At 32.3% G+C, this 18,790-nt stretch carries 22 protein-coding genes; 21 read left to right on the forward strand and 1 reads right to left on the reverse strand.

Translation table 11 applies throughout. The annotated features are described in order from the left end of the window. The first annotated feature begins 8 nt into the window (after positions 1–8). The 4 genes from ACKI32_RS06260 to ACKI32_RS06275 are packed head-to-tail and all read left to right on the forward strand — an operon-like array spanning position 9 to position 4,912. Positions 9–398, forward strand: a complete 390-nt coding sequence (locus ACKI32_RS06260; protein ID WP_407414603.1) for a DUF126 domain-containing protein — start codon at positions 9–11, stop codon at positions 396–398. Positions 399–406: 8 nt separating this feature from the next. Further along, positions 407–1,621 (forward strand): amidohydrolase family protein, encoded by a 1,215-nt coding sequence (locus tag ACKI32_RS06265; protein ID WP_407414605.1) that lies wholly within the window; start codon positions 407–409, stop codon positions 1,619–1,621. After that, entirely contained in the window at positions 1,599–2,396 is a 798-nt protein-coding gene (locus ACKI32_RS06270) for a nitroreductase family protein (protein WP_407414607.1), read from the forward strand. Before ACKI32_RS06265 ends, ACKI32_RS06270 begins: the two co-directional genes overlap by 23 nt. A 26-nt stretch (positions 2,397–2,422) precedes the next feature. Next, positions 2,423–4,912, forward strand: coding sequence for a heavy metal translocating P-type ATPase (locus tag ACKI32_RS06275; RefSeq protein WP_407414609.1), 2,490 nt, complete (start codon positions 2,423–2,425; stop codon positions 4,910–4,912). A 33-nt stretch (positions 4,913–4,945) separates the two neighbouring features. Here the strand turns inward: ACKI32_RS06275 and purB are convergent, their stop codons facing one another. Continuing rightward, entirely contained in the window at positions 4,946–6,295 is a 1,350-nt protein-coding gene (purB, locus tag ACKI32_RS06280; RefSeq protein WP_407414611.1) for an adenylosuccinate lyase, read from the reverse strand. A gap of 340 nt (positions 6,296–6,635) precedes the next feature. Between purB and ACKI32_RS06285 the strand changes: the two genes are divergently transcribed. The 17 genes from ACKI32_RS06285 to ACKI32_RS06365 all read left to right on the forward strand — a co-directional run bounded on the left by ACKI32_RS06285 (position 6,636) and on the right by ACKI32_RS06365 (position 18,779). Then, on the forward strand, positions 6,636–6,836 hold the full coding sequence (locus tag ACKI32_RS06285) for a helix-turn-helix transcriptional regulator (protein WP_407414613.1): 201 nt from the start codon (positions 6,636–6,638) through the stop codon (positions 6,834–6,836). A 404-nt stretch (positions 6,837–7,240) separates the two neighbouring features. Beyond that, positions 7,241–7,726 carry a CPBP family intramembrane glutamic endopeptidase gene (locus tag ACKI32_RS06290; protein WP_407414821.1) on the forward strand — a complete coding sequence of 162 codons (486 nt, stop codon included), beginning with the start codon at positions 7,241–7,243 and terminating at the stop codon, positions 7,724–7,726. Positions 7,727–7,750: 24 nt separating this feature from the next. Further along, on the forward strand, positions 7,751–8,152 hold the full coding sequence (locus ACKI32_RS06295) for a hypothetical protein (RefSeq protein WP_407414615.1): 402 nt from the start codon (positions 7,751–7,753) through the stop codon (positions 8,150–8,152). Positions 8,153–8,242: 90 nt separating this feature from the next. Continuing rightward, a complete protein-coding gene (trpE, locus tag ACKI32_RS06300; RefSeq protein ID WP_407414617.1) occupies positions 8,243–9,739 on the forward strand; it encodes an anthranilate synthase component I in 1,497 nt (498 codons plus the stop codon). Beyond that, positions 9,736–10,320, forward strand: coding sequence for an anthranilate synthase component II (locus ACKI32_RS06305; RefSeq protein ID WP_407414619.1), 585 nt, complete (start codon positions 9,736–9,738; stop codon positions 10,318–10,320). The genes trpE and ACKI32_RS06305 overlap by 4 nt, the downstream gene beginning before the upstream one ends. Then, on the forward strand, positions 10,317–11,324 hold the full coding sequence (gene trpD, locus ACKI32_RS06310) for an anthranilate phosphoribosyltransferase (RefSeq protein ID WP_407414621.1): 1,008 nt from the start codon (positions 10,317–10,319) through the stop codon (positions 11,322–11,324). Before ACKI32_RS06305 ends, trpD begins: the two co-directional genes overlap by 4 nt. A 5-nt stretch (positions 11,325–11,329) precedes the next feature. Continuing rightward, positions 11,330–12,106, forward strand: coding sequence for an indole-3-glycerol phosphate synthase TrpC (gene trpC / locus ACKI32_RS06315; protein ID WP_407414623.1), 777 nt, complete (start codon positions 11,330–11,332; stop codon positions 12,104–12,106). Further along, a complete protein-coding gene (locus ACKI32_RS06320; protein WP_407414625.1) occupies positions 12,099–12,698 on the forward strand; it encodes a phosphoribosylanthranilate isomerase in 600 nt (199 codons plus the stop codon). The genes trpC and ACKI32_RS06320 overlap by 8 nt, the downstream gene beginning before the upstream one ends. Further along, positions 12,695–13,879 carry a tryptophan synthase subunit beta gene (gene trpB, locus ACKI32_RS06325; protein WP_407414627.1) on the forward strand — a complete coding sequence of 395 codons (1,185 nt, stop codon included), beginning with the start codon at positions 12,695–12,697 and terminating at the stop codon, positions 13,877–13,879. The genes ACKI32_RS06320 and trpB overlap by 4 nt, the downstream gene beginning before the upstream one ends. Then, on the forward strand, positions 13,872–14,645 hold the full coding sequence (gene trpA / locus ACKI32_RS06330) for a tryptophan synthase subunit alpha (RefSeq protein WP_407414629.1): 774 nt from the start codon (positions 13,872–13,874) through the stop codon (positions 14,643–14,645). The genes trpB and trpA overlap by 8 nt, the downstream gene beginning before the upstream one ends. Positions 14,646–14,703: 58 nt before the next feature. Continuing rightward, on the forward strand, positions 14,704–15,438 hold the full coding sequence (gene pcn, locus ACKI32_RS06335) for a proliferating cell nuclear antigen (pcna) (RefSeq protein ID WP_407414631.1): 735 nt from the start codon (positions 14,704–14,706) through the stop codon (positions 15,436–15,438). A gap of 57 nt (positions 15,439–15,495) precedes the next feature. After that, positions 15,496–16,284 (forward strand): hypothetical protein, encoded by a 789-nt coding sequence (locus ACKI32_RS06340; protein ID WP_407414633.1) that lies wholly within the window; start codon positions 15,496–15,498, stop codon positions 16,282–16,284. Positions 16,285–16,502: 218 nt separating this feature from the next. Continuing rightward, entirely contained in the window at positions 16,503–16,781 is a 279-nt protein-coding gene (locus tag ACKI32_RS06345) for a 50S ribosomal protein L44e (RefSeq protein WP_292739056.1), read from the forward strand. A 10-nt stretch (positions 16,782–16,791) separates the two neighbouring features. Further along, positions 16,792–16,971, forward strand: a complete 180-nt coding sequence (locus ACKI32_RS06350) for a 30S ribosomal protein S27e (RefSeq protein ID WP_303345555.1) — start codon at positions 16,792–16,794, stop codon at positions 16,969–16,971. Between the two features lie 59 nt (positions 16,972–17,030). Continuing rightward, entirely contained in the window at positions 17,031–17,828 is a 798-nt protein-coding gene (locus tag ACKI32_RS06355; protein WP_407414635.1) for a translation initiation factor IF-2 subunit alpha, read from the forward strand. Between the two features lie 6 nt (positions 17,829–17,834). After that, positions 17,835–18,002 (forward strand): RNA-protein complex protein Nop10, encoded by a 168-nt coding sequence (locus ACKI32_RS06360; protein WP_292785157.1) that lies wholly within the window; start codon positions 17,835–17,837, stop codon positions 18,000–18,002. Between the two features lie 6 nt (positions 18,003–18,008). Continuing rightward, positions 18,009–18,779, forward strand: a complete 771-nt coding sequence (locus ACKI32_RS06365; RefSeq protein ID WP_407414637.1) for a proteasome assembly chaperone family protein — start codon at positions 18,009–18,011, stop codon at positions 18,777–18,779. Positions 18,780–18,790 lie beyond the last annotated feature (11 nt).

Below are 18,790 nucleotides of genomic sequence, written 5' to 3' on the forward strand. Positions count from 1 at the left end.
GTGAGTTTATGATTAATTGTAGAAGCATAGCAAAAGGCAAAGGAAAAGGAGAATTAATAGTTTCTTCAGAACCAATTAGTTTTCTTGGTGGAGTAAATCCTGAAAATGGTGAAGTGATTGATCCAAATCACGAATTGAAAGGAGAAATTATTAAAGACAAAGTTTTATTTATCCCTGGTGGTAAAGGTTCAACCGTTGGGTCTTATGTAATTTTTCAAATGATGAAAAATAATACGGCTCCTAAAGCTATTATTTGTTTAAATGCAGAACCAATCATTGCTACTGGGGCCATAATGTCAGATATTCCAATGGTTGACTCTCCGGAAGTTGTTAAAGACTTGACTAATGGCACATTGGTTGAAGTCGATGGGAACAACGGAACTATTGAGATTTTGTAAGTGATAGTATGCAAACTCTAATTGAAAATGTAAATATTGTAAACCCCTTTGAAGAGATAAAGACTTCACAGAAAGTATTGATTGAAGATAACATTATTAAAGAAATTTCATCTTCAATAAACACAAAGGATAATGTGAAAATAATTGATGGTGGTGATAATTACTTACTTTCAGGTTTTATTGATTGTCATTGCCATATCTTTGCAAAGGGGTTTCACAAGGAAGAAAACATGGCAAATCCGCTTGGAATTCATTTCTATAATGCGGTTCCTCATGCATCACAAACAATCAATGCTGGCGTTACAACAATTAGAGATTGCGGTTCTGCTGATTTAAGCTTTAAATTAGCTCAACAAAGGGGATTATTCACTGCTCCAAAAGTTCATTTGTCCATTACTCCGCTGGTCATGACTGGAGGGCACTTTGATTTGCTTTTGCCTTCAGGTTTTGACATGGAAATTATCTATCCCGGTTTTCCTAAAGGAAGATGTGATGGTGTCGAAGAAGTATTAAAAAAGACTCGTGAAGTTAAAAGAGCAGGTGCTGATTTTATCAAGGTCATGGCTAGTGGTGGAGTCTTAACAACAAATACTTCACCGGAATTTGCACAATTCAATAAAAAAGAGCTTAAGACTATTGTTAATGAAGCAGCTGCAAATGACATGAATGTTTCAGCTCATTGTCATAGTTTAAAAGGAATGAATAACTGTATTGATGCGGGATTTTCATCAATTGAACATGGAACTTTCATTGATAAAAAAACAGCATGTAGAATGGTTGAAAATAATGTAAGCTTAACTCCAACACTTTTGGTTCACCAATTTCTGTATAAAAACGGATTTCCAGCTTGGGATAGTTATGCTGCTGAAAAGACAGCTAAATTAAAGGAAGTCGTTAAAGTTCACAAGGAAAACATTTCAGTTGCTTATGAAGAAGGAGTAAACATATTGATGGGAACTGATAGTGGTGTTATTCCTCATGGGCACAACTTGGAAGAATTAATCCATTTAACTGATATTGGAATGTCTTCAGATGAGGCAATTGCTAGTGGAACAGTTAAAGCAGCTGAGTTTTTAGGTTTTAACAACTTGGGTTTAATAAAAGAAAATTATGTTGCTGATTTGATTTTAGTTAATTCAAATCCTTTAGATGATGTTAATGTTTTAAGTGATAATGATAATATTTTAAAGGTAATTCAAGATGGAATACAAGTTAAAAATTGATGAAGAACTGTGTACTGCATGTAAACAATGTATGCAGGTATGTATTCGTGATAATATTAAAGTTGAAGATTTTGCAATTGAAACTGGTAGTAATTGCTTCGAATGCGGTCATTGCATGGCAATCTGTAAGGAAGGGGCAATTACACTTAAATCATACCAAGGTCTTGAAGATAGGATAGTGGATTATAATCCTCGTGAAATTCCAGTTGAATATGGTGATTTACTTCAATTTTTAAAACAAAGGCGGTCTATTCGCTGGTTTAAAAATAAAAAAATTGATAAAGAAATTTTTGATAAGATTTTTGAAGGAGCATATTACTCTCCATCTGCTCAAAACGAGCAAGATGTGGAATTTGTGGTTTTGGATGAAAAACTTGATGAATTCATGCATCTTGTCTATGAGATTATTAAAGTCAAAGAAGATGAATTTTTCAGAATTAAAGAATTTGGCGATTATTTGAAGGATAATTCTTCAAAAGAATTTCATCCATTGCTATGGGAGGGTAAACAACTTATTTTAACATTTTCAGCTGATAAAACAAGTGCTGTAATAGCTAATACTCGTTTGGAATTACTTGCGTATTCTTTAGGATTAGGTGGATTTTATTCATTATTTATTCTCAAAGCTGATGAAATTAACCATAATAGATTAATGGAATTTTTCCCGGAAATTAATCCAGAAAAGCACATGTTTTCTGCTTTCATCATTGGTTATCCTAAAAAGAGATTTAGAAGAACAATTCCTCATAAGGATATAAAAGTTAATTATCTATAAAATTAAAAATATTCATGGTTGATATCATGGTAAAACACAAACATATGGATTTACCAATTGAAGGAATGCACTGTGCTTCTTGCGTTTTAAGTGTAAATAAAACATTTGAAAAAATTGAAGGTGTAGAAGAAGTCGATGCAGACCTTGCAGCAAATAAATTGCATTTAACTGTTAACACTAAAAAGATTTCCTATGAAGAAATGGAGAGATTGGTTAAAAACCTTGGTTTTGAACTTCATTCTGATGAAATGACATTAAGAATTCAAGGTATGCATTGTGCTTCATGTACAATGAATGTTGAGAATTTTTTAATTAGATTAGACGGTATTTTTGATGTTAAAGCAGATTTAACTTCTCAATCTGCAAAAATCAGATATGATGCATCCAAAGTTGATATGGATGAAATTGAAAAAACAATTGAATCATTGGGTTTTGAGCTTTTAGGCATTGAAGGTCAAACAGAAATCGATGAAGAAGCCATTTATCAAAAAGATTTGAAGGACAAACGCAATAGAATCATAGTTGGATTAATATTTTCTGGTATTTTAATGGTTTTAATGTTTAGTGGATGGGATCCATTAATGGGTGTAACCCAATCTATTAAACAGTCAACAGGACTTAATATTTCCTCAATGGGATTATTATCATTAATTGTAAGTATAGCTCCATTTTTATATGTGTCTTTACCAATTTTAAAAGCTGGAGCAAATGGATTAATGCATAAAAACCTGAATATGGATGTAATGTATTCAATGGGTATTATGGTTGCCTATGTTTCAAGTATTTTAGGAACTTTCCACATTGTTTTGGATCATTCCTTCATGTTTTATGATTCGGCCGTTATGCTTCCATCTTTTTTAATGATTGGAAGGTATCTGGAAGCAAGAGCTAAGAAAAGAACCTCTGATTCAATCCGTGAATTGATTGGCCTTCAGCCAACTGTGGCAACAGCAATTGAAGTTGATGAAAATGGGGAAATAATTTCTCAAAAAGAAGTTTCAATAGCAGACATTGTTTTGGATGATTTGCTTTTGGTAAAACCTGGTGAAAAGATTCCAGTTGACGGTGATGTTGTAGGTGGGGAGTCCTATGTTGATGAATCAATGATTAATGGTGAACCAATTCCTAAAGTTAAAAAAGACGGTGAAGAGGTATTTGCAGGAACCATTAACCAAGACGGGGTTCTGCATATTAGGGCTAAAAAGATTGGTAAAGAGACAGTTTTATCAAATATTATTCGTTTAGTTGAAAAAGCGCAGTCTTCAAGACCTCCAGTTCAAAAATTCGCAAATACAATTGTTACATACTTTATTCCGGTTATTTTAACAATAGCTATTGTAGTTTTCTTAATTTGGTATCTTGTTTTAGGTGCCTCCTTATTGTTCTCACTTACATGTTTAATTTCAATTCTTGTTGTGGCCTGTCCATGTGCATTGGGCCTTGCAACTCCAACTGCAGTTACTGTAGGTGTTGGAAGGGCTGCTGAATTTGGTATTCTAATTAAAAATGGGGATATCTTGGAAAATGCCGGTCAAATTGATGTTGCTGCTTTTGATAAAACAGGTACAATAACAGAAGGAAAACCTGAAGTTGATGACATTATTGCTTATGGAATTAGCGAAGATGAGTTAATTAGGCTTGCAGCAAGTATCGAACAGAATTCCACACATCCAATTGCAAAAGCCATTGTGAACAAATCTAAAGAGTTGAATTTAGATTTAAATCAGACTTCCAGTTTTGAAAATGTGACAGGTAAAGGTTTGAAGGCTGAAATTAATGGAAGTGAGGTTTTAGCTGGTAATTTATCTTTAATGGAGTCTCAAAATATTGATGTATCTGAAGAATTGGTTGAAAAATATCATGAACTTGAAAGTTTAAGTAAAACAATTATCTTTTTAGCTAAAGATAATTCTGTTAAAGGCATCTTAAGTTTGTCTGATAAAATTAAGGCTAATTCTAAAAGAACGGTTGATGAATTGCATAAAATGGGCGTTGAAACATATATGCTTACAGGAGATAATGAATCCACTGCAGTTAATGTGGCCCGTGAAGTTGGAATTGATAGTGTAAAGGCAGGAATTCTTCCAGAAAACAAATTAGATATTGTAAAACAGACTCAAGCAAATCACACTAAAAAAGTATTATTTGTTGGAGATGGTATCAACGATGCTCCTGCACTAACACAGGCAGATATTGGTGTCGCCATGGGAAATGGTACTGATATTGCTATGGAAAGTGGAGATATTGTTGTAATGGAGGGGGACTTGGAAAATGTTGTTGCTGCAGTGCAGTTTTCTAAAAAAGTAATGAGAAGAATAAAGGAAAACATTTTCTGGGCATTTGCTTATAATTCTATACTAATTCCAGTTGCAGCAGGTGTTTTATATCCTTCATTTGGAATAACATTTGAACCTGCCCTTGCAGGTCTCGCAATGGCGATGAGTTCTGTAACAGTTATATCTCTTTCATTGATGCTTAAGAGATATGTTCCGGAGATAAAAAGAAGTAAAAATTAATTGATTTAAATCAATTAATTCTATTTTTAATTTTTAAAACCATTCTTTTGATTGTTCAAGTAATTCATCAATAATGGTTGGAATAGACCCGATGTAGGTGTGAGGATCCATTATTTTATCGACATCTTCTTGAGTTAAGTATTTTTGAACATCTGCATCTTCTAAAATTAACTCGCCGAGTAATAATTTTTCTTTGTTGGCTTTAATAGCATTTTTCCTTACAATTCCGTATGCAGTTTGTTTTCCCATTCCAGCACGGGTAAGTTCAGCCATTAATCTTTCAGCCATGATTAAACCGTTAGTTAAATTTAAGTTTCTTTCGATGTTTTCATCATAAAATACTAAATTGCTCATTAATTTAATTGTTAAGTTTAAAATGTAATCAGTTAAAATACAACTTTCAGGGAACATGATTCTTTCACAAGAGGAGTTTGTTAAATCTCTTTCGTGCCAGAGTGGGTTGTTGTCTAATGCTGCATTTACATAGGATTTAACAATTCTTGCAACACCACAAATTCTTTCAGCAGTAATAGGATTCATTTTGTGTGGCATTGTACTACTACCAACTTGTTTTTCTGGATCGAAGTATTCTCCAACTTCCATGAGTTCGGTTCTTTGGAGGCTTCTGATTTCTAATGCGATTTTATCTAAGGTACTTGCGATATTGGCTAAAACACTGATGAATTCAACATGGTTGTCTCTTTGAACAACTTGGTTTGTAATTGTTGCTGCAGGAAGTCCTAAAATTTCTGCAACACTTTTGTGAATTTCCCAACCTTGTTCACCTAAAGCTGCAGTAGTACCGACAGCCCCATCCATCATTCCAACACATACGTTTGATTCTGCATGTTCTAATCTGTCATATTGTCTGTGGAGTTCATCTGCCCAAAGACCAAATTTCATTCCATAGGTTGTTGGAAGTGCATGTTGTCCGTGTGTACGTCCAATACATACTTTCATTTTGTGTTCGCTTGCTAAATCAAGCATTATTTTAGTTAATCTTTCTAATTTTTCTTTTAATACATCGATTGAGTCTTTGATTAATAATGAATTTGAACTGTCTACGATATCATTGGAGGTAGCTCCAAAGTGCACATATTCACCAGCACCATTTTCACATACTTCAGTAATTCCTTTTGATAAAGCTGCGATATCGTGATTAGTTTCAGCTTCAATAGCTTTAACTCTTTCTAACTTTACATAATCAGTATTAGCTTTAGCAGCTATTTCGTCTGCTACTTCTTGAGGTATAATTCCGAGTTTAGCTTCTGCTTGAGCTAATGCAGATTCCACATCCAACATTCTTTGTAATTTATTTTCTTCTTCCCAAATTCTTTTCATTTCGGGAGTACCATACCTAAATTCTATAGGGTGTATAGCCATATTTTATCATCTCATTAAAATTATTATAATTAATATTTGATTTTCATATTTTAATTATTTTATCCTTATTTTAAAAATCATTTTAACTTTCACATAATTTTAATTTAATTTTGTTTAAATTTGGCTATTTCTTTTCAATCTCTTAATTGAAGTAAGGAATATCCTATTATCTATAGTGCACTTAAAAATAATGATTTAATAAAAAATTGGTTAAATTATAATAGTTATGATTAAAAGTTAAAAATTTTTCATAAAATTGTTAAATATTTGTTAATTTGAGAAACATTTATATTATTCATAAATAAGATAATAGTATACTAGTATATGATTAGGTGATTTTTTGGAAACAAAAATTCGACAATTTCGCCAAGAGAAAGGAATTACTCAACAAGAGTTAGCAGATTCTGTTGGTGTTACTCGTCAAACAATAAATGCTTTAGAAAACGCTCGCTATAACCCTTCCTTATTATTAGCCTATAAAATTACAAAGATATTGGGTAAACAGTATATTGAAGATGTGTTTCAATTGGAAGAAGAATGAAGAATAATTTGAGGATAGTTCCACTTATCTTTTTTTTATCAATCAAATTTTACAATTGGATAGCTAGCCTAATGTCTTATTTGATAAAGTATTAATTTGATAATATGTCCTTAATTAATGAAACTTTAAAAAACATTACTTTAAAAGAATTATGTATTCTAATAATTTCTATTTTTATTATTTTTCAGGTTTTAAAATCTTTAAACATTATTTCACTAGATTCTAAAGCAATGTATATTTTGATAATTTTTTATTTTATTTTTAAGCTGAGAAATTCCTTTTCATCTTTAAAGGATGATTTAAAAGAGGTTTTTTTAAAAGATTCAATGAAATCCATCCTTTTGGTTGTTATTTTAAACATATTCTTGTCATATGGCTTTTTATACCTGGCAAATTTTATTTTGATGGCTTTTCCTAGCTTAAATTTTTTAGTAAGTTTCCCAATTTCTTCAATATATTTGAATAATTCTTTAAGCTTGGCATTTGGAGTAATTGCAATAATCGTTGTTTCACCGATTAGTGAAGAGTTGATTTTTAGAGGGGTAATGTTGAACAGGATGAATTTATTTGTTCCAACGAAGTTTGCAATAGTGATAACTTCTCTATTGTTTGCTGCTTTACATAGTTTTGGTTCCATAACATCCGCATTTATCTTTGCATTTTGTATGGCCATTTTATATTTGAAAACAGATAATATATTTGTTCCGATGTTTGCCCATTTCTTAAATAATCTATTAGCAGAAAGTATTGTTGCTTTTGACAGTCAAAATCTTTTGTTTACAAATTCTATCTTGATTTATTCAGTTTCTATATTGGCTATTATTTCATTTGTAATTATTTTCATTTCAATTTCTAGGCAATGGAATAATATTAATAATAATCAAAGTTAAAATATCCTATAAGGGAGTTTTACTATGGATATAAGAAAAATAGGTATTCTTTTAATTTTCATTGGTATCGTATTAACAGTTCTTTTCATTGACAATGAAAAGATATTTGTCCCGGCATTAACTGTAACCGTTTTAGGATTCTTTATCACTGTTGTTGGATATGTTAGTGAAATTAGAAAAAGAAAACTCATCAATGATCAGTTGGATAAGGATATTGGATCAATCCTTCAACCTTTAATAACAAAATATTCTAATTTAAATAAGCAATACAAAAAAGAATTTGAAGGCGAAGAATATGCCGAAAAAAGACTTCAATTACATAGGGATTTGGAAAATGAGATTACAGAAAAATTACCTTATTTGGAAAGTCGTGAAATCAAAAAAATTGTAATCCAATTTAGTCAACAACAAGACAAAATGGATTAAATTTTTTTTAAAATTTTTTTATCAATGTACAAAAAGTTACAACAAGGTTTTAAATAGTACATTATACTAATAATTTAATTAAGTGATAGAATGTTTTCCCCAAGTTTAGATGAAGTAAAAAAAATTGCAAAAAATAAGGAATATAAACGGATTCCAGTATCTTATGAGTTATTTTCAGATATTGCAACTCCTATCGAAGTTTTAAGAATTTTAAAAGGTATTAGTAAACATACTTACATGTTGGAAAGTATTGAGGATTCACAAAAATGGGGAAGATACAGTTTTTTAGGTTTTAATCCTCTTTTAGAGTTCACATGTCAAGATGGTGAAGTCATAATAAAGGGTGATGAAAACTTTGAAAAACTCACAGATGATGAAAAAATAATCAAAACCAATAATCCTGGTGAAGTAATTAAGGAGTTGGTCAAAAAGAATAAATCTCCTAAATTAAATTATTTGCCTCCATTTACAGGAGGGTTTGTGGGTTATTTCGCTTATGATTATATTAAATATTCAGAACCTTCACTTAAATTGGATGCTGAAAACCAAGATGGATTCAAAGACATTGATTTAATGCTGTTTGATAAGGTTATTGCATTCGACAATTTCAAACAAAAAATTATTCTAATTGCTAACATGAAAACTGATGATCTGGAAGCTAATTATGAAAAAACATGCAATGAATTAAATGATTTAGCAGATTTAATAAAAAATGGTAAAAAACCTGAAATTAAACCGTTGGAATTAAAATCAGATTTCAAACCAGTGTTTTCACGTGAAAAATATTGTGATATGGTTCTAAAAGCAAAGGAATATATTCGTGAAGGAGATATTTTCCAAGTTGTACTTTCAAATAAAATCGAAGCCGACATCACAGGAAGTCTATTTGATACATATAGGGTTTTAAGAACAACAAATCCCTCTCCATACATGTTTTACTTTTCAAGTGATGATATTGAAATAGCCGGCGCTTCTCCTGAAACTCTGGTCAAATTGACGGATAAAAAATTATACACTTTTCCACTTGCCGGTACAAGACCTCGCGGAAAAACAGAACAGGAGGATCTGGAACTGGAAAAAGATTTGCTTGCAGACGAAAAGGAACTTGCAGAACATAACATGTTGGTAGATTTGGGAAGAAATGACATTGGAAGAATATCTGAAATTGGATCTGTCAGTGTTGATAAATACATGTCAATTGAAAGATTTTCACATGTAATGCATATAGGCTCAACAGTTACAGGAACCTTAAGAAGTGATTTGGAATCACTTACGGCTATTGATTCAATTTTACCTGCTGGAACATTGTCAGGAGCCCCAAAAATAAGGGCATGTGAAATTATTAATGAACTTGAAGACAATAAACGTGGAATTTATGGTGGAGCCATAGGATATGTTGATTTAAGTGGAAATATTGACACATGTATTTCAATTAGAATAGCATTTGCCCGAAATAATAAGGTGTTCATACGTTCGGGAGCAGGAATTGTTGCAGACAGCATTCCTGATAATGAATTTGAAGAATCCTTAAATAAAGCTGCAGCTGTAGTAAATGCATTGAAAATTGCTGATGGGGGGATAGAATGATTCTTTTAATAGATAATTATGATAGTTTTTCATATAACTTATTCCAATTAATAGGTCAAGTTAATTCAGATATTCAAGTTTTTAGAAACGATAAAATTACAATCGATGAAATCAATGATTTGAATCCTGAGGCAATTATCTTATCTCCTGGGCCTGGAAAACCAGAGAATGCAGGAATTTGTATAGATTTGGTTAAGGAATTTCACAATAAAATTCCAATTTTAGGGGTTTGTTTGGGCCATCAAGCAATCTGTGCAGCATTTGGAGGTGAAATATCTCATGCAAAAAGACTAATGCATGGAAAATCATCAGATATATTCTTAGATTATGATTTTATTTTTAAAGGATTGCCTACACAGATAAACGTTGGTAGATATCATTCATTAAGCCTAGTTAAGGAGACTCTTCCGGATTGTTTGGAAATTATTTCAAAAGCAAAAGACGATGGTGAGATCATGGCAGTCAAACACAAGGATTTCAATGTTTATGGCCTTCAGTTCCATCCAGAGTCAATATTAACACCAGATGGTTTAAAAATTATTGAAAATTTCATAGAAAAAGTTAACAGAGGTATTTTATGATTAAAGAAGCAATTTTAAAAGTTTACAAACATGAAGATTTAACCTATGATGAAGCATATCAGACCATGGATGAAATCATGAGTGGTGAGGCAAGTGAAGTTCAAATGAGCGCTTACCTAACAGCAATGTCTATGAAAGGAGAAACAATTGAAGAAATTACTGCATCTGCTGAAGCAATGAGGGCCCACTGTGTAAGATTATTAAATGACGAAAAAGTTTTAGAAATTGTTGGAACTGGGGGGGATGGTTCAAATACATTTAATATTTCAACAACTTCATCAATTGTCATCTCAGCGGCAGGTGTTCCGGTCGCAAAACATGGAAACAGATCTGCTTCAAGTAAATGTGGCGCCGCTGATGTGCTTGAGCAGTTAGGCGTTAATATTTATATTGAACCTGAAAAAAGCTTAAGATGCTTAAAAGAAATTAATTTATGTTTTTTATTTGCTCAAAACTATCATTTATCAATGAAATACGTGGCAAATGTTAGAAAAGAATTGTCAATTAGGACAATTTTCAATATTCTGGGGCCACTAACCAATCCTGCCGGAGCATCAATGCAGGTATTGGGAGTTTATGAAAAGGATTTGGTAGAGCCGTTAATCGATGTTTTAAAGAATTTGGGTGTTGAATCCGCTTTGTCTGTTTATGGTTTAGATGGAATGGATGAAATTTCAGCCAGTGATAAAACATTTGTATGTGAACTTAAAGATGGTAAAACAATGTCTTATGAAATTTCACCAGAATATTTCGGAATGGAAATTGCTTCTAAAGAAGATTTGGTTGGTGGAGATGCAAGAGAAAATGCTAAAATCACATTATCAATTTTAACTGGTGAAAAAGGACCAAAAAGAAATGCTGTACTTTTAAACTCTGCTGCAGGATTATATGTTGCAGGAAAAGTCGAATCACTAAAAGAAGGCGTTGAATTAGCCGAAGAAATTATTGATTCTGGAAAAGCATTGGAACAACTTGAAAAATTCATTGAATTTACAAACAGCTGATTATTATGTTAGATGAAATTGTTGAGAAAACTAAAGAAAGAGTAGAAGTATCAAAAGGAATAATGTCTTTAGATGAACTTAAAGATGCAGTTTCTTTAATTGAAGTTACTGATGAGTTTTCATTTAAAAAAGCATTAAGTGAAGAGGATATTTCAATTATTGCTGAAGTTAAAAAAGCATCACCTTCAAAAGGTTTAATTGCTGAAGACTTTGACTATCTTGCTATTGCAAAAGAATATGAAGATGCAGGAGCTAGTGCAATTTCAGTTTTAACAGAACCTTACTTTTTTAAAGGTTCCGACGATTATTTAAAAGAAATAGCAAATGAAGTTAGCATTCCAGTTTTAAGAAAAGACTTTGTCGTTGATGAGTATATGATTTGGGAGGCTAAATTGCTTGGAGCTTCAGCAGTCTTATTGATTGTTTCTATTTTAGATGTTGTACAGTTAAAGAAATATCTGGATTTGGCTCATGATTTAGGTCTTTCTGCAATTGTTGAAGCTCATGACGGTGATGAAATTATGCGTGCAATGACTGTCGGGGCCGAAATTATCGGTGTGAACAATAGAAATTTAAATGATTTCACTGTAGACATTGAAAATAGTATCAACCTACGTAGATGTGTTAGTGGTGATGTGATATTTATTTCTGAAAGTGGCATTAAAACAGCTGAAGACATCGCCAGATTAAAAGAAAATGATGTCGATGCAGTTTTAATAGGTGAAACTTTGATGAAATGTGAAGATAAAAAGGCTATGATTTCGGAGTTGAAGAATGGTTAAAATCAAAATCTGCGGACTTAAAAGATTAGAAGATATAGAAATTGTAAATATGTATAAACCTGATTATATTGGTTTTGTATTTGCAGATTCAAAAAGAAAAGTCTCACATGATTTGGCCAGTAAATTAAAGAATAATTTAGACTCAAACATTATTTCAGTTGGTGTTTTTGTAGATGCTCCTCAAGAAGAAATAGTGGAATTGTTTAATACTGGGATAATTGAAATTGCTCAGCTTCATGGGAGTGAAAGTGAAGACTATATAAAAATCCTTAAAGAAAAAACTAATTGCAAATTAAAAATTATTAAAGCTATTGAAATCACACAGAATACGGATTTATTAAGTTATGATGATTCTCAAGCTGATTATTTATTACTAGATAGTGGAAAAGGCAGTGGAAAAACCTTTGACTGGCGGCTGATAAGAAAAGATTTGAAAAAGAAATTTTTCTTAGCTGGAGGTTTAAATAGCTCAAATGTTGTTGAAGCTATTGGTGAATTTAATCCCTATGCTATTGATTTAAGTTCAAGCCTTGAAACTGATGGATTTAAAGATGAAAGTAAAATTAAAGAGATAATGGAGGTTATAAATTGAGTAAAGGAAGATATGGAGAATATGGAGGCCAATACATATCTGAAACATTAATGAATGAATTGATTTATTTAGAAGAGCAGTATAATCACTACATGAACGATCCAGAATTTGTAGAAGAATTGAATACTCTATTAAAAGAATATGCTGGACGTCCTTCTTTATTATATTATGCTAAACGAATGACTGAAGACCTTGGTGGGGCGAAAATCTATTTAAAACGTGAAGATTTAAACCATACTGGGGCTCACAAGATTAACAATGTTTTAGGTCAGGTATTGCTTGCTAAAAAAATGGGAAAAACAAGAGTCATTGCAGAAACTGGTGCCGGCCAGCACGGTGTTGCAACAGCAACTGCTGCAGCACTTTTAGACATGGAATGTGAAGTATTCATGGGTGAAGTTGATACCAAAAGGCAAGCATTAAATGTTTATAGAATGGAATTGCTCGGAGCAAAAGTACATTCAGTTAAGTCAGGAACAAAAACACTAAAAGATGCAGTAAACGATGCATTCAGAGATTGGATTGCAAGAGTTCATGATACTAATTATGTAATAGGATCAACAATGGGGCCTCACCCATTTCCAATGATTGTTCGTGATTTTCAAGCAGTAATAAGTGCAGAAGCTCGCCAACAATTTTTGGATAAGGAAGGCAAACTTCCAGATGCAGTAATTGCATGTGTTGGTGGAGGAAGTAATGCAATGGGCGCATTTTATAATTTCATAGAAGATGAAGATGTAAAATTAATCGGTTGTGAAGCTGGAGGAAAAGGTATTGATACTCCATATAATGCAGCGGCACTGACTAAGGGTAAAATTGGAATATTTCATGGGATGAAGTCAATTTTCAACCAAGGAGATTATGGTCAAATCGCTCCTGTTTATTCAGTCTCCGCAGGTCTTGACTATCCTGGTGTTGGTCCGGAACATGCTTACTTAAGAGATACGGGTAGGGCGGAATATGTTCCAGTAACTGATGAGGAAGCCGTGGATGCATTTGAATATTTGTCAAAAATGGAAGGAATCATTCCAGCTATTGAAAGTGCACATGCTGTTGCTTATGCGATGAAAATAGCACCAAAAATGAATAAGGATGAAACTATTATGATATGTCTTTCCGGAAGAGGGGATAAAGACGTCAGGTCAATTGCAGAATACAGAGGAGTTGATTTAAATGAGTAAAATAGCTAATGCATTTAAAGATGGAACTGCATTCATCGGTTTTTTAACTGCAGGTGACCCAACAATCGATAAAACCGTTGAATATATATTGGCTATGGAAGAAGCCGGTTGTGATTTAATTGAAATAGGCATTCCATTTTCAGATCCTATGGCCGAGGGGGTAGTTATTCAGGATGCAAATGTAAGAGCACTAAAACATAACACAACAACTGATGATGTATTTGATATTGTAGCTCGTGTTCGCCAAAAAACTGATATTCCTTTGGTATTTTTAACTTATATCAATCCAGTATTCTTTTACGGCTATGAAAAGTTCTTTAAAAGATGTGCAGAATTGGGAATTGATGGAATCATCTCTCCAGACTTGCCTTTTGAAGAAAAAGGCGAAATCGTAGATATTGCTCGTGCAAATGATGTTGATGTTATTTCTTTAATTGCTCCAACATCAAGTGAAAGAATTAAAATGATTGCAAGTGATGCATCAGGATTTATTTATGTTGTTTCATCACTGGGTGTTACTGGTATGAGGGCTGAGATAAAAACAGACTTAAATTCAATATTATCTGATATTCGTGAAGTCACTGATTTGCCTTTAGCTGTTGGTTTTGGAATAAACACTCCTGAACAGGCAACCAATATTTCTAAAATAGCTGATGGGGTCATTGTTGGAAGCGCTATTGTTAAAATTATAGAAGAGCATGGAGAAAATGCAACTGAAGCTTTAAAAGAATATGTGTCTTCTATGAAAAGGGCATGTTTGGAATAAAAAACCTTATTATATATGAAAAATAAATATAATAGTATTATTAAATAGAGGATTATTTATGTTTAAAGCAGAATTAAGTGATTCTAGTATATTAAAAACAAGTTTTGATGCTATTTCATCCATTGTTGATGAAGTACAAATCCAAACTGATAGTGAAGGCATGAGATTAGATGCCTTAGACCGTAGTCACATAACTTTCGTACATTTAGAACTTAAATCTAGTTTATTTGATGAATATGTTTGTGATGTTCCTGAAAAGATTAACATTGACACTGATGAGTTTATGAGAGTTCTAAAACGTGCAAAATCACAAGACAGAGTTTTAATGTCTGTTGATGAAGGTAATTTCATTATTACTTTCGAAGGTGATGCTACAAGAACTTTCAAAATAAGATTAATTGATATGGAATACGATAACCCTGTTCCTCCTCAAATTAATCATCCAACCACATTCAAAGTTCGTTTCTCTATCTTAAAAGATTGTATTAACGATATCGATATCTTTTCTGATAAAATCGCTTTACAAGTCGATGAAGATTACTTTATAGCATCTGCAGATGGTGAATTTGGTGATGCAAGTATTAAATATCTTCATGGAGAAAATATCCAAGAACATGCAAAATCTTTATTCTCTTTAGACAAGATTAGAGAAATGCTTAAAGCAGATAAATTTTCAGAGGAAGCTGAAATTAGTCTTGGTACCGACATGCCATTAAGTTTAACCCTTAATATGGTTACTGGCGATGGTAAGCTTAGTTTCTTGCTTGCTCCTAGATTAGAAACAGATGAATAGTTTTCATTTGTTTTATCTTTTTTTATTTTTAAATTTAATATTTAGAGATGGTATTAAGTGGATCAATTTTATCAGGACTTACGCAAAATTCAAAAAAAAGAGCGCAATAACGCTACATTAGCTCGTGTGGACGAAACCTTTTATGTTGATATTCATGAATATATGGATAAGCTAAAAGAACAAGCAATGAGAGATCCATTTTCAAATGTCCCAGCTAAGCTTAAAGAAGCCCAAATTATTGCAACTGAAATTTGTGAAAGGCGTGAACATAAAATAACTGATGCTGCTGTTGTTAATATTCATAGGTCCTATCATTTGTTTACAGGCAAACCCCAGTTTGATTTAGTGGATACCACTCCTTTAAATTTAACTCCTGAAGAGGAAAAATTCTATTTTTCCCTAATCGATACTTTAAAAAATCATAGGGGAAATATTTCACTTGATAAATTATCTGATGATGAAGATGTTTCCACTGAGAAAAAAGTTATTAAACCATCTGAACCTCAAACAAATACATTAACATCTACTGTTGAGAAAAAAGAAGATATGAAACCTATTGAAGAGGTTCAAAAGCCAGAAAAACAAGCAATAAAACCTCAAGAAACAGTTCAGAATAATTCTATTGAAGATAATCCAAATCAAGAGGAATTTTATGATTTTGAATCTAAAAAAATAGCTAGGGATACAGAATTAGTTACAATGCTTGTTTTTGATGAAATAGGTCAGATTGTGGGTGTTGATGAGAAAGTTTATGGTCCATTCAGACCTCAGGATATTGTTACCTTACCATTGATAAATGCAAAAATATTTTTCAAAAATAGAAAGGGTCGTCAAGTTAAAATTTAACTATTTTTCCATTACCTTTAAATAACTTAATTAATAGATATATTTAACGTATCTATTTGTGATAATAAAAAATTATATTTTTTTATAATTTGGATTTTTGCTGTCTGTAGACTTGATGCGTTACAATGCAGTTTTAATCTCTAACGTTTTTTGATATAAATAGGATTTAGATAAATTCATAGATAGATTTATAATGACTTATTAATTACGGTGAAAAAATGAAAATACCAAAAGAAAAAAGAACATACTGTCCTCACTGTAAAAGACACACAGTGCATGAAGTTCACACTGCTAAAAAAAGAAAAGCTAGTGAATTAACCTGGGGACAAAGACAATTCAGACGTGTAACTGCTGGTTATAGAGGTTACCCAAGGCCTTTACCTGCTGGAAACAAACCAGTTAAGAAATTAGACTTAAGACTTAAATGTAAAGAATGCGGTAAATCCCACATTAAACAATCTTTCAGAACAGGAAAACCTGAATTTGTAGCTAAATAAGGTGATTAACATGGTTAGTAATGGTAGAGGAAACTTTTTAAAAGTTAAATGCTTAGATTGTGACAATGAGCAAGTAATATTTGATCGTGCAGCATCAGATGTAAAATGTATTATTTGTGGTAAAACCCTTGTCAAATCCCGTGGTGCTAAAGCAAAAATTACTGCACATATTGAAAAAGTTTTAAACTAGATTTCTAGTTTTTAACTTATTTACTTATTTTTTTAAAATTTTATAATGTTGGTGAAAGTATGGTAAGAAAAAGTCAAGAATGGCCTGATGAAGGAGAACTTATTGTTGGTACTGTTTATAAAGTTCTTAATTATGGTGCTTTTGCTAAATTAGAAGAATATCAGGGCAAAGAAGCTTTCATTCATATTTCTGAAGTATCTTCTGGTTGGGTAAAAAATATCAGAGACCACGTTAGGGAAAATCAAAAAATCGTCTGTCGTGTTCTTAGAGTAAATCCTAAAAAAGGGCATGTAGATGCATCCTTAAAAAGGATTCGTGAAGACCAAAGAACTAAAAAAATCCAACATTGGAAAATTGAACAAAAAGCTGAAAAATTTTTAGAATTATCTGCTAAATCATTAGATAAAGATTTAGATGAAGCATATGATGAAGTAGGTTATGAGCTTATGGACATCTTTGGAGATGTTTATGGAGCTTTTGAAACTGCTGCTGATGAAGGTGTAGAATCACTTACTGAAGAAGGAATCCCACAGGATTGGGCAGATGCTATTACTGAAGTAGCTCAAAAGAACATCACTCCGCCTGAAGTTCACATCAGCGGATATGTCGATATTGAAACTTTTGTACCGAATGGTGTTGAAATAATTATTTCTGCACTTAAAGCTGCTGAAGATAATGGTGATGAAGAAGAAGAGATTAAAGTCCAATGTGTTGGTGCTCCAAGATACAGAATAACTGTAAAATCTACTGACTACATATTAGCTGAAAAAGCTCTTAAATCTGCAGCTGAAAGATGTATTGCAGTTGTAGAAGAATCTGATGGAAACGGTTCTTTCTTAAGAGAGTTAGGTAACTAGATTTTTATGAATATGAAGATGAATAAATGCCCAGAATGTGGCATTTATACCTTAAAAGATGCTTGTCCTAAATGCGGAGGTAAACTTAAGGTTATCTATCCACCAAAATTTTCAATTGAGGATAAATACGGTAAATATCGTCGCATTTTGAAAAAAGAATCAATGAAGGAGTAATGCGTAATGAACGCTGCTGAGATAAATGTTTTAGAAGAAGTTGAATTGGAAAACCCAATTTTTATAGAAGCATTGCCTGGTATTGGACATGTTGGTAAATTAGCTGCTGATCATATGATTGACGAGTTAGGAGCAACAAAATTTGCTGAAATCTTTTCTCCAACTTTTCCACCTCAAGTTCTTGTTAAAGATGAAGGTGTAATTGAAAATATGCTCAATGAGTTATATTACTTAAAAGATGTTGGTGAAGATAATTTAGATTTAATCATACTCGTTGGAAATACTCAAGCACTATCTCCTGAAGGACAATATCTAGTATGTAAAGATATCCTTGAATATGTTACAGGATTTGGAATTGATAGAATCTTTACATTAGGGGGCATGGCTACAGGACAGCCTGTAGAAAACCCAAAAGTTTTTGGTGCGGCCACTAACGATGCAAATATTGAGTTATTAAGAGAAGCTGGAATTGAAATCAGATCCAATGATGGAGGAATTGTCGGTGCTTCCGGACTGTTTTTAGGTTTGGGGGTTCGTCAGGGAATTCACGGGTCTTGTCTTATGGGTGAAACTCCAGGTTATTTCATTGATGCTGAATCTGCTGAAGGAATCTTAAACAAATTATCATTATTACTTAATTTTGAGATTAATGTTGATAAATTAGAAGAAAGAGCTGAAGAAACTCGTGAAATGATTGCTAAAGCTCAGCAAATGGAACAAGATTTAATTAATAAAGCTAATGCTGGAAATGCGGATGATTTAAGATATATTGGATGAATATTCAATAT

Origin of the sequence: Methanobrevibacter sp. (assembly GCF_045611865.1) — an archaeon.
In the GTDB taxonomy this organism is placed as follows: Archaea; Methanobacteriota; Methanobacteria; order Methanobacteriales; family Methanobacteriaceae; genus Methanocatella.

What these genes read in the sequence shown, in the direction of transcription:
- ACKI32_RS06260 (WP_407414603.1), top strand. Translation starts at nt 9, where the DNA reads ATGATTAATTGTAGAAGCATAGCAAAAGGCAAAGGAAAAGGAGAATTA.
- ACKI32_RS06265 (WP_407414605.1), top strand. Translation starts at nt 407, where the DNA reads ATGCAAACTCTAATTGAAAATGTAAATATTGTAAACCCCTTTGAAGAG.
- ACKI32_RS06270 (WP_407414607.1), top strand. Translation starts at nt 1,599, where the DNA reads ATGGAATACAAGTTAAAAATTGATGAAGAACTGTGTACTGCATGTAAA.
- ACKI32_RS06275 (WP_407414609.1), top strand. Translation starts at nt 2,423, where the DNA reads ATGGTAAAACACAAACATATGGATTTACCAATTGAAGGAATGCACTGT.
- purB (WP_407414611.1), bottom strand. Translation starts at nt 6,295, where the DNA reads ATGGCTATACACCCTATAGAATTTAGGTATGGTACTCCCGAAATGAAA.
- ACKI32_RS06290 (WP_407414821.1), top strand. Translation starts at nt 7,241, where the DNA reads ATGGCTTTTCCTAGCTTAAATTTTTTAGTAAGTTTCCCAATTTCTTCA.
- ACKI32_RS06295 (WP_407414615.1), top strand. Translation starts at nt 7,751, where the DNA reads ATGGATATAAGAAAAATAGGTATTCTTTTAATTTTCATTGGTATCGTA.
- trpE (WP_407414617.1), top strand. Translation starts at nt 8,243, where the DNA reads ATGTTTTCCCCAAGTTTAGATGAAGTAAAAAAAATTGCAAAAAATAAG.
- ACKI32_RS06305 (WP_407414619.1), top strand. Translation starts at nt 9,736, where the DNA reads ATGATTCTTTTAATAGATAATTATGATAGTTTTTCATATAACTTATTC.
- trpD (WP_407414621.1), top strand. Translation starts at nt 10,317, where the DNA reads ATGATTAAAGAAGCAATTTTAAAAGTTTACAAACATGAAGATTTAACC.
- trpC (WP_407414623.1), top strand. Translation starts at nt 11,330, where the DNA reads ATGTTAGATGAAATTGTTGAGAAAACTAAAGAAAGAGTAGAAGTATCA.
- ACKI32_RS06320 (WP_407414625.1), top strand. Translation starts at nt 12,099, where the DNA reads ATGGTTAAAATCAAAATCTGCGGACTTAAAAGATTAGAAGATATAGAA.
- trpA (WP_407414629.1), top strand. Translation starts at nt 13,872, where the DNA reads ATGAGTAAAATAGCTAATGCATTTAAAGATGGAACTGCATTCATCGGT.
- pcn (WP_407414631.1), top strand. Translation starts at nt 14,704, where the DNA reads ATGTTTAAAGCAGAATTAAGTGATTCTAGTATATTAAAAACAAGTTTT.
- ACKI32_RS06345 (WP_292739056.1), top strand. Translation starts at nt 16,503, where the DNA reads ATGAAAATACCAAAAGAAAAAAGAACATACTGTCCTCACTGTAAAAGA.
- ACKI32_RS06350 (WP_303345555.1), top strand. Translation starts at nt 16,792, where the DNA reads ATGGTTAGTAATGGTAGAGGAAACTTTTTAAAAGTTAAATGCTTAGAT.
- ACKI32_RS06355 (WP_407414635.1), top strand. Translation starts at nt 17,031, where the DNA reads ATGGTAAGAAAAAGTCAAGAATGGCCTGATGAAGGAGAACTTATTGTT.
- ACKI32_RS06360 (WP_292785157.1), top strand. Translation starts at nt 17,835, where the DNA reads ATGAATATGAAGATGAATAAATGCCCAGAATGTGGCATTTATACCTTA.
- ACKI32_RS06365 (WP_407414637.1), top strand. Translation starts at nt 18,009, where the DNA reads ATGAACGCTGCTGAGATAAATGTTTTAGAAGAAGTTGAATTGGAAAAC.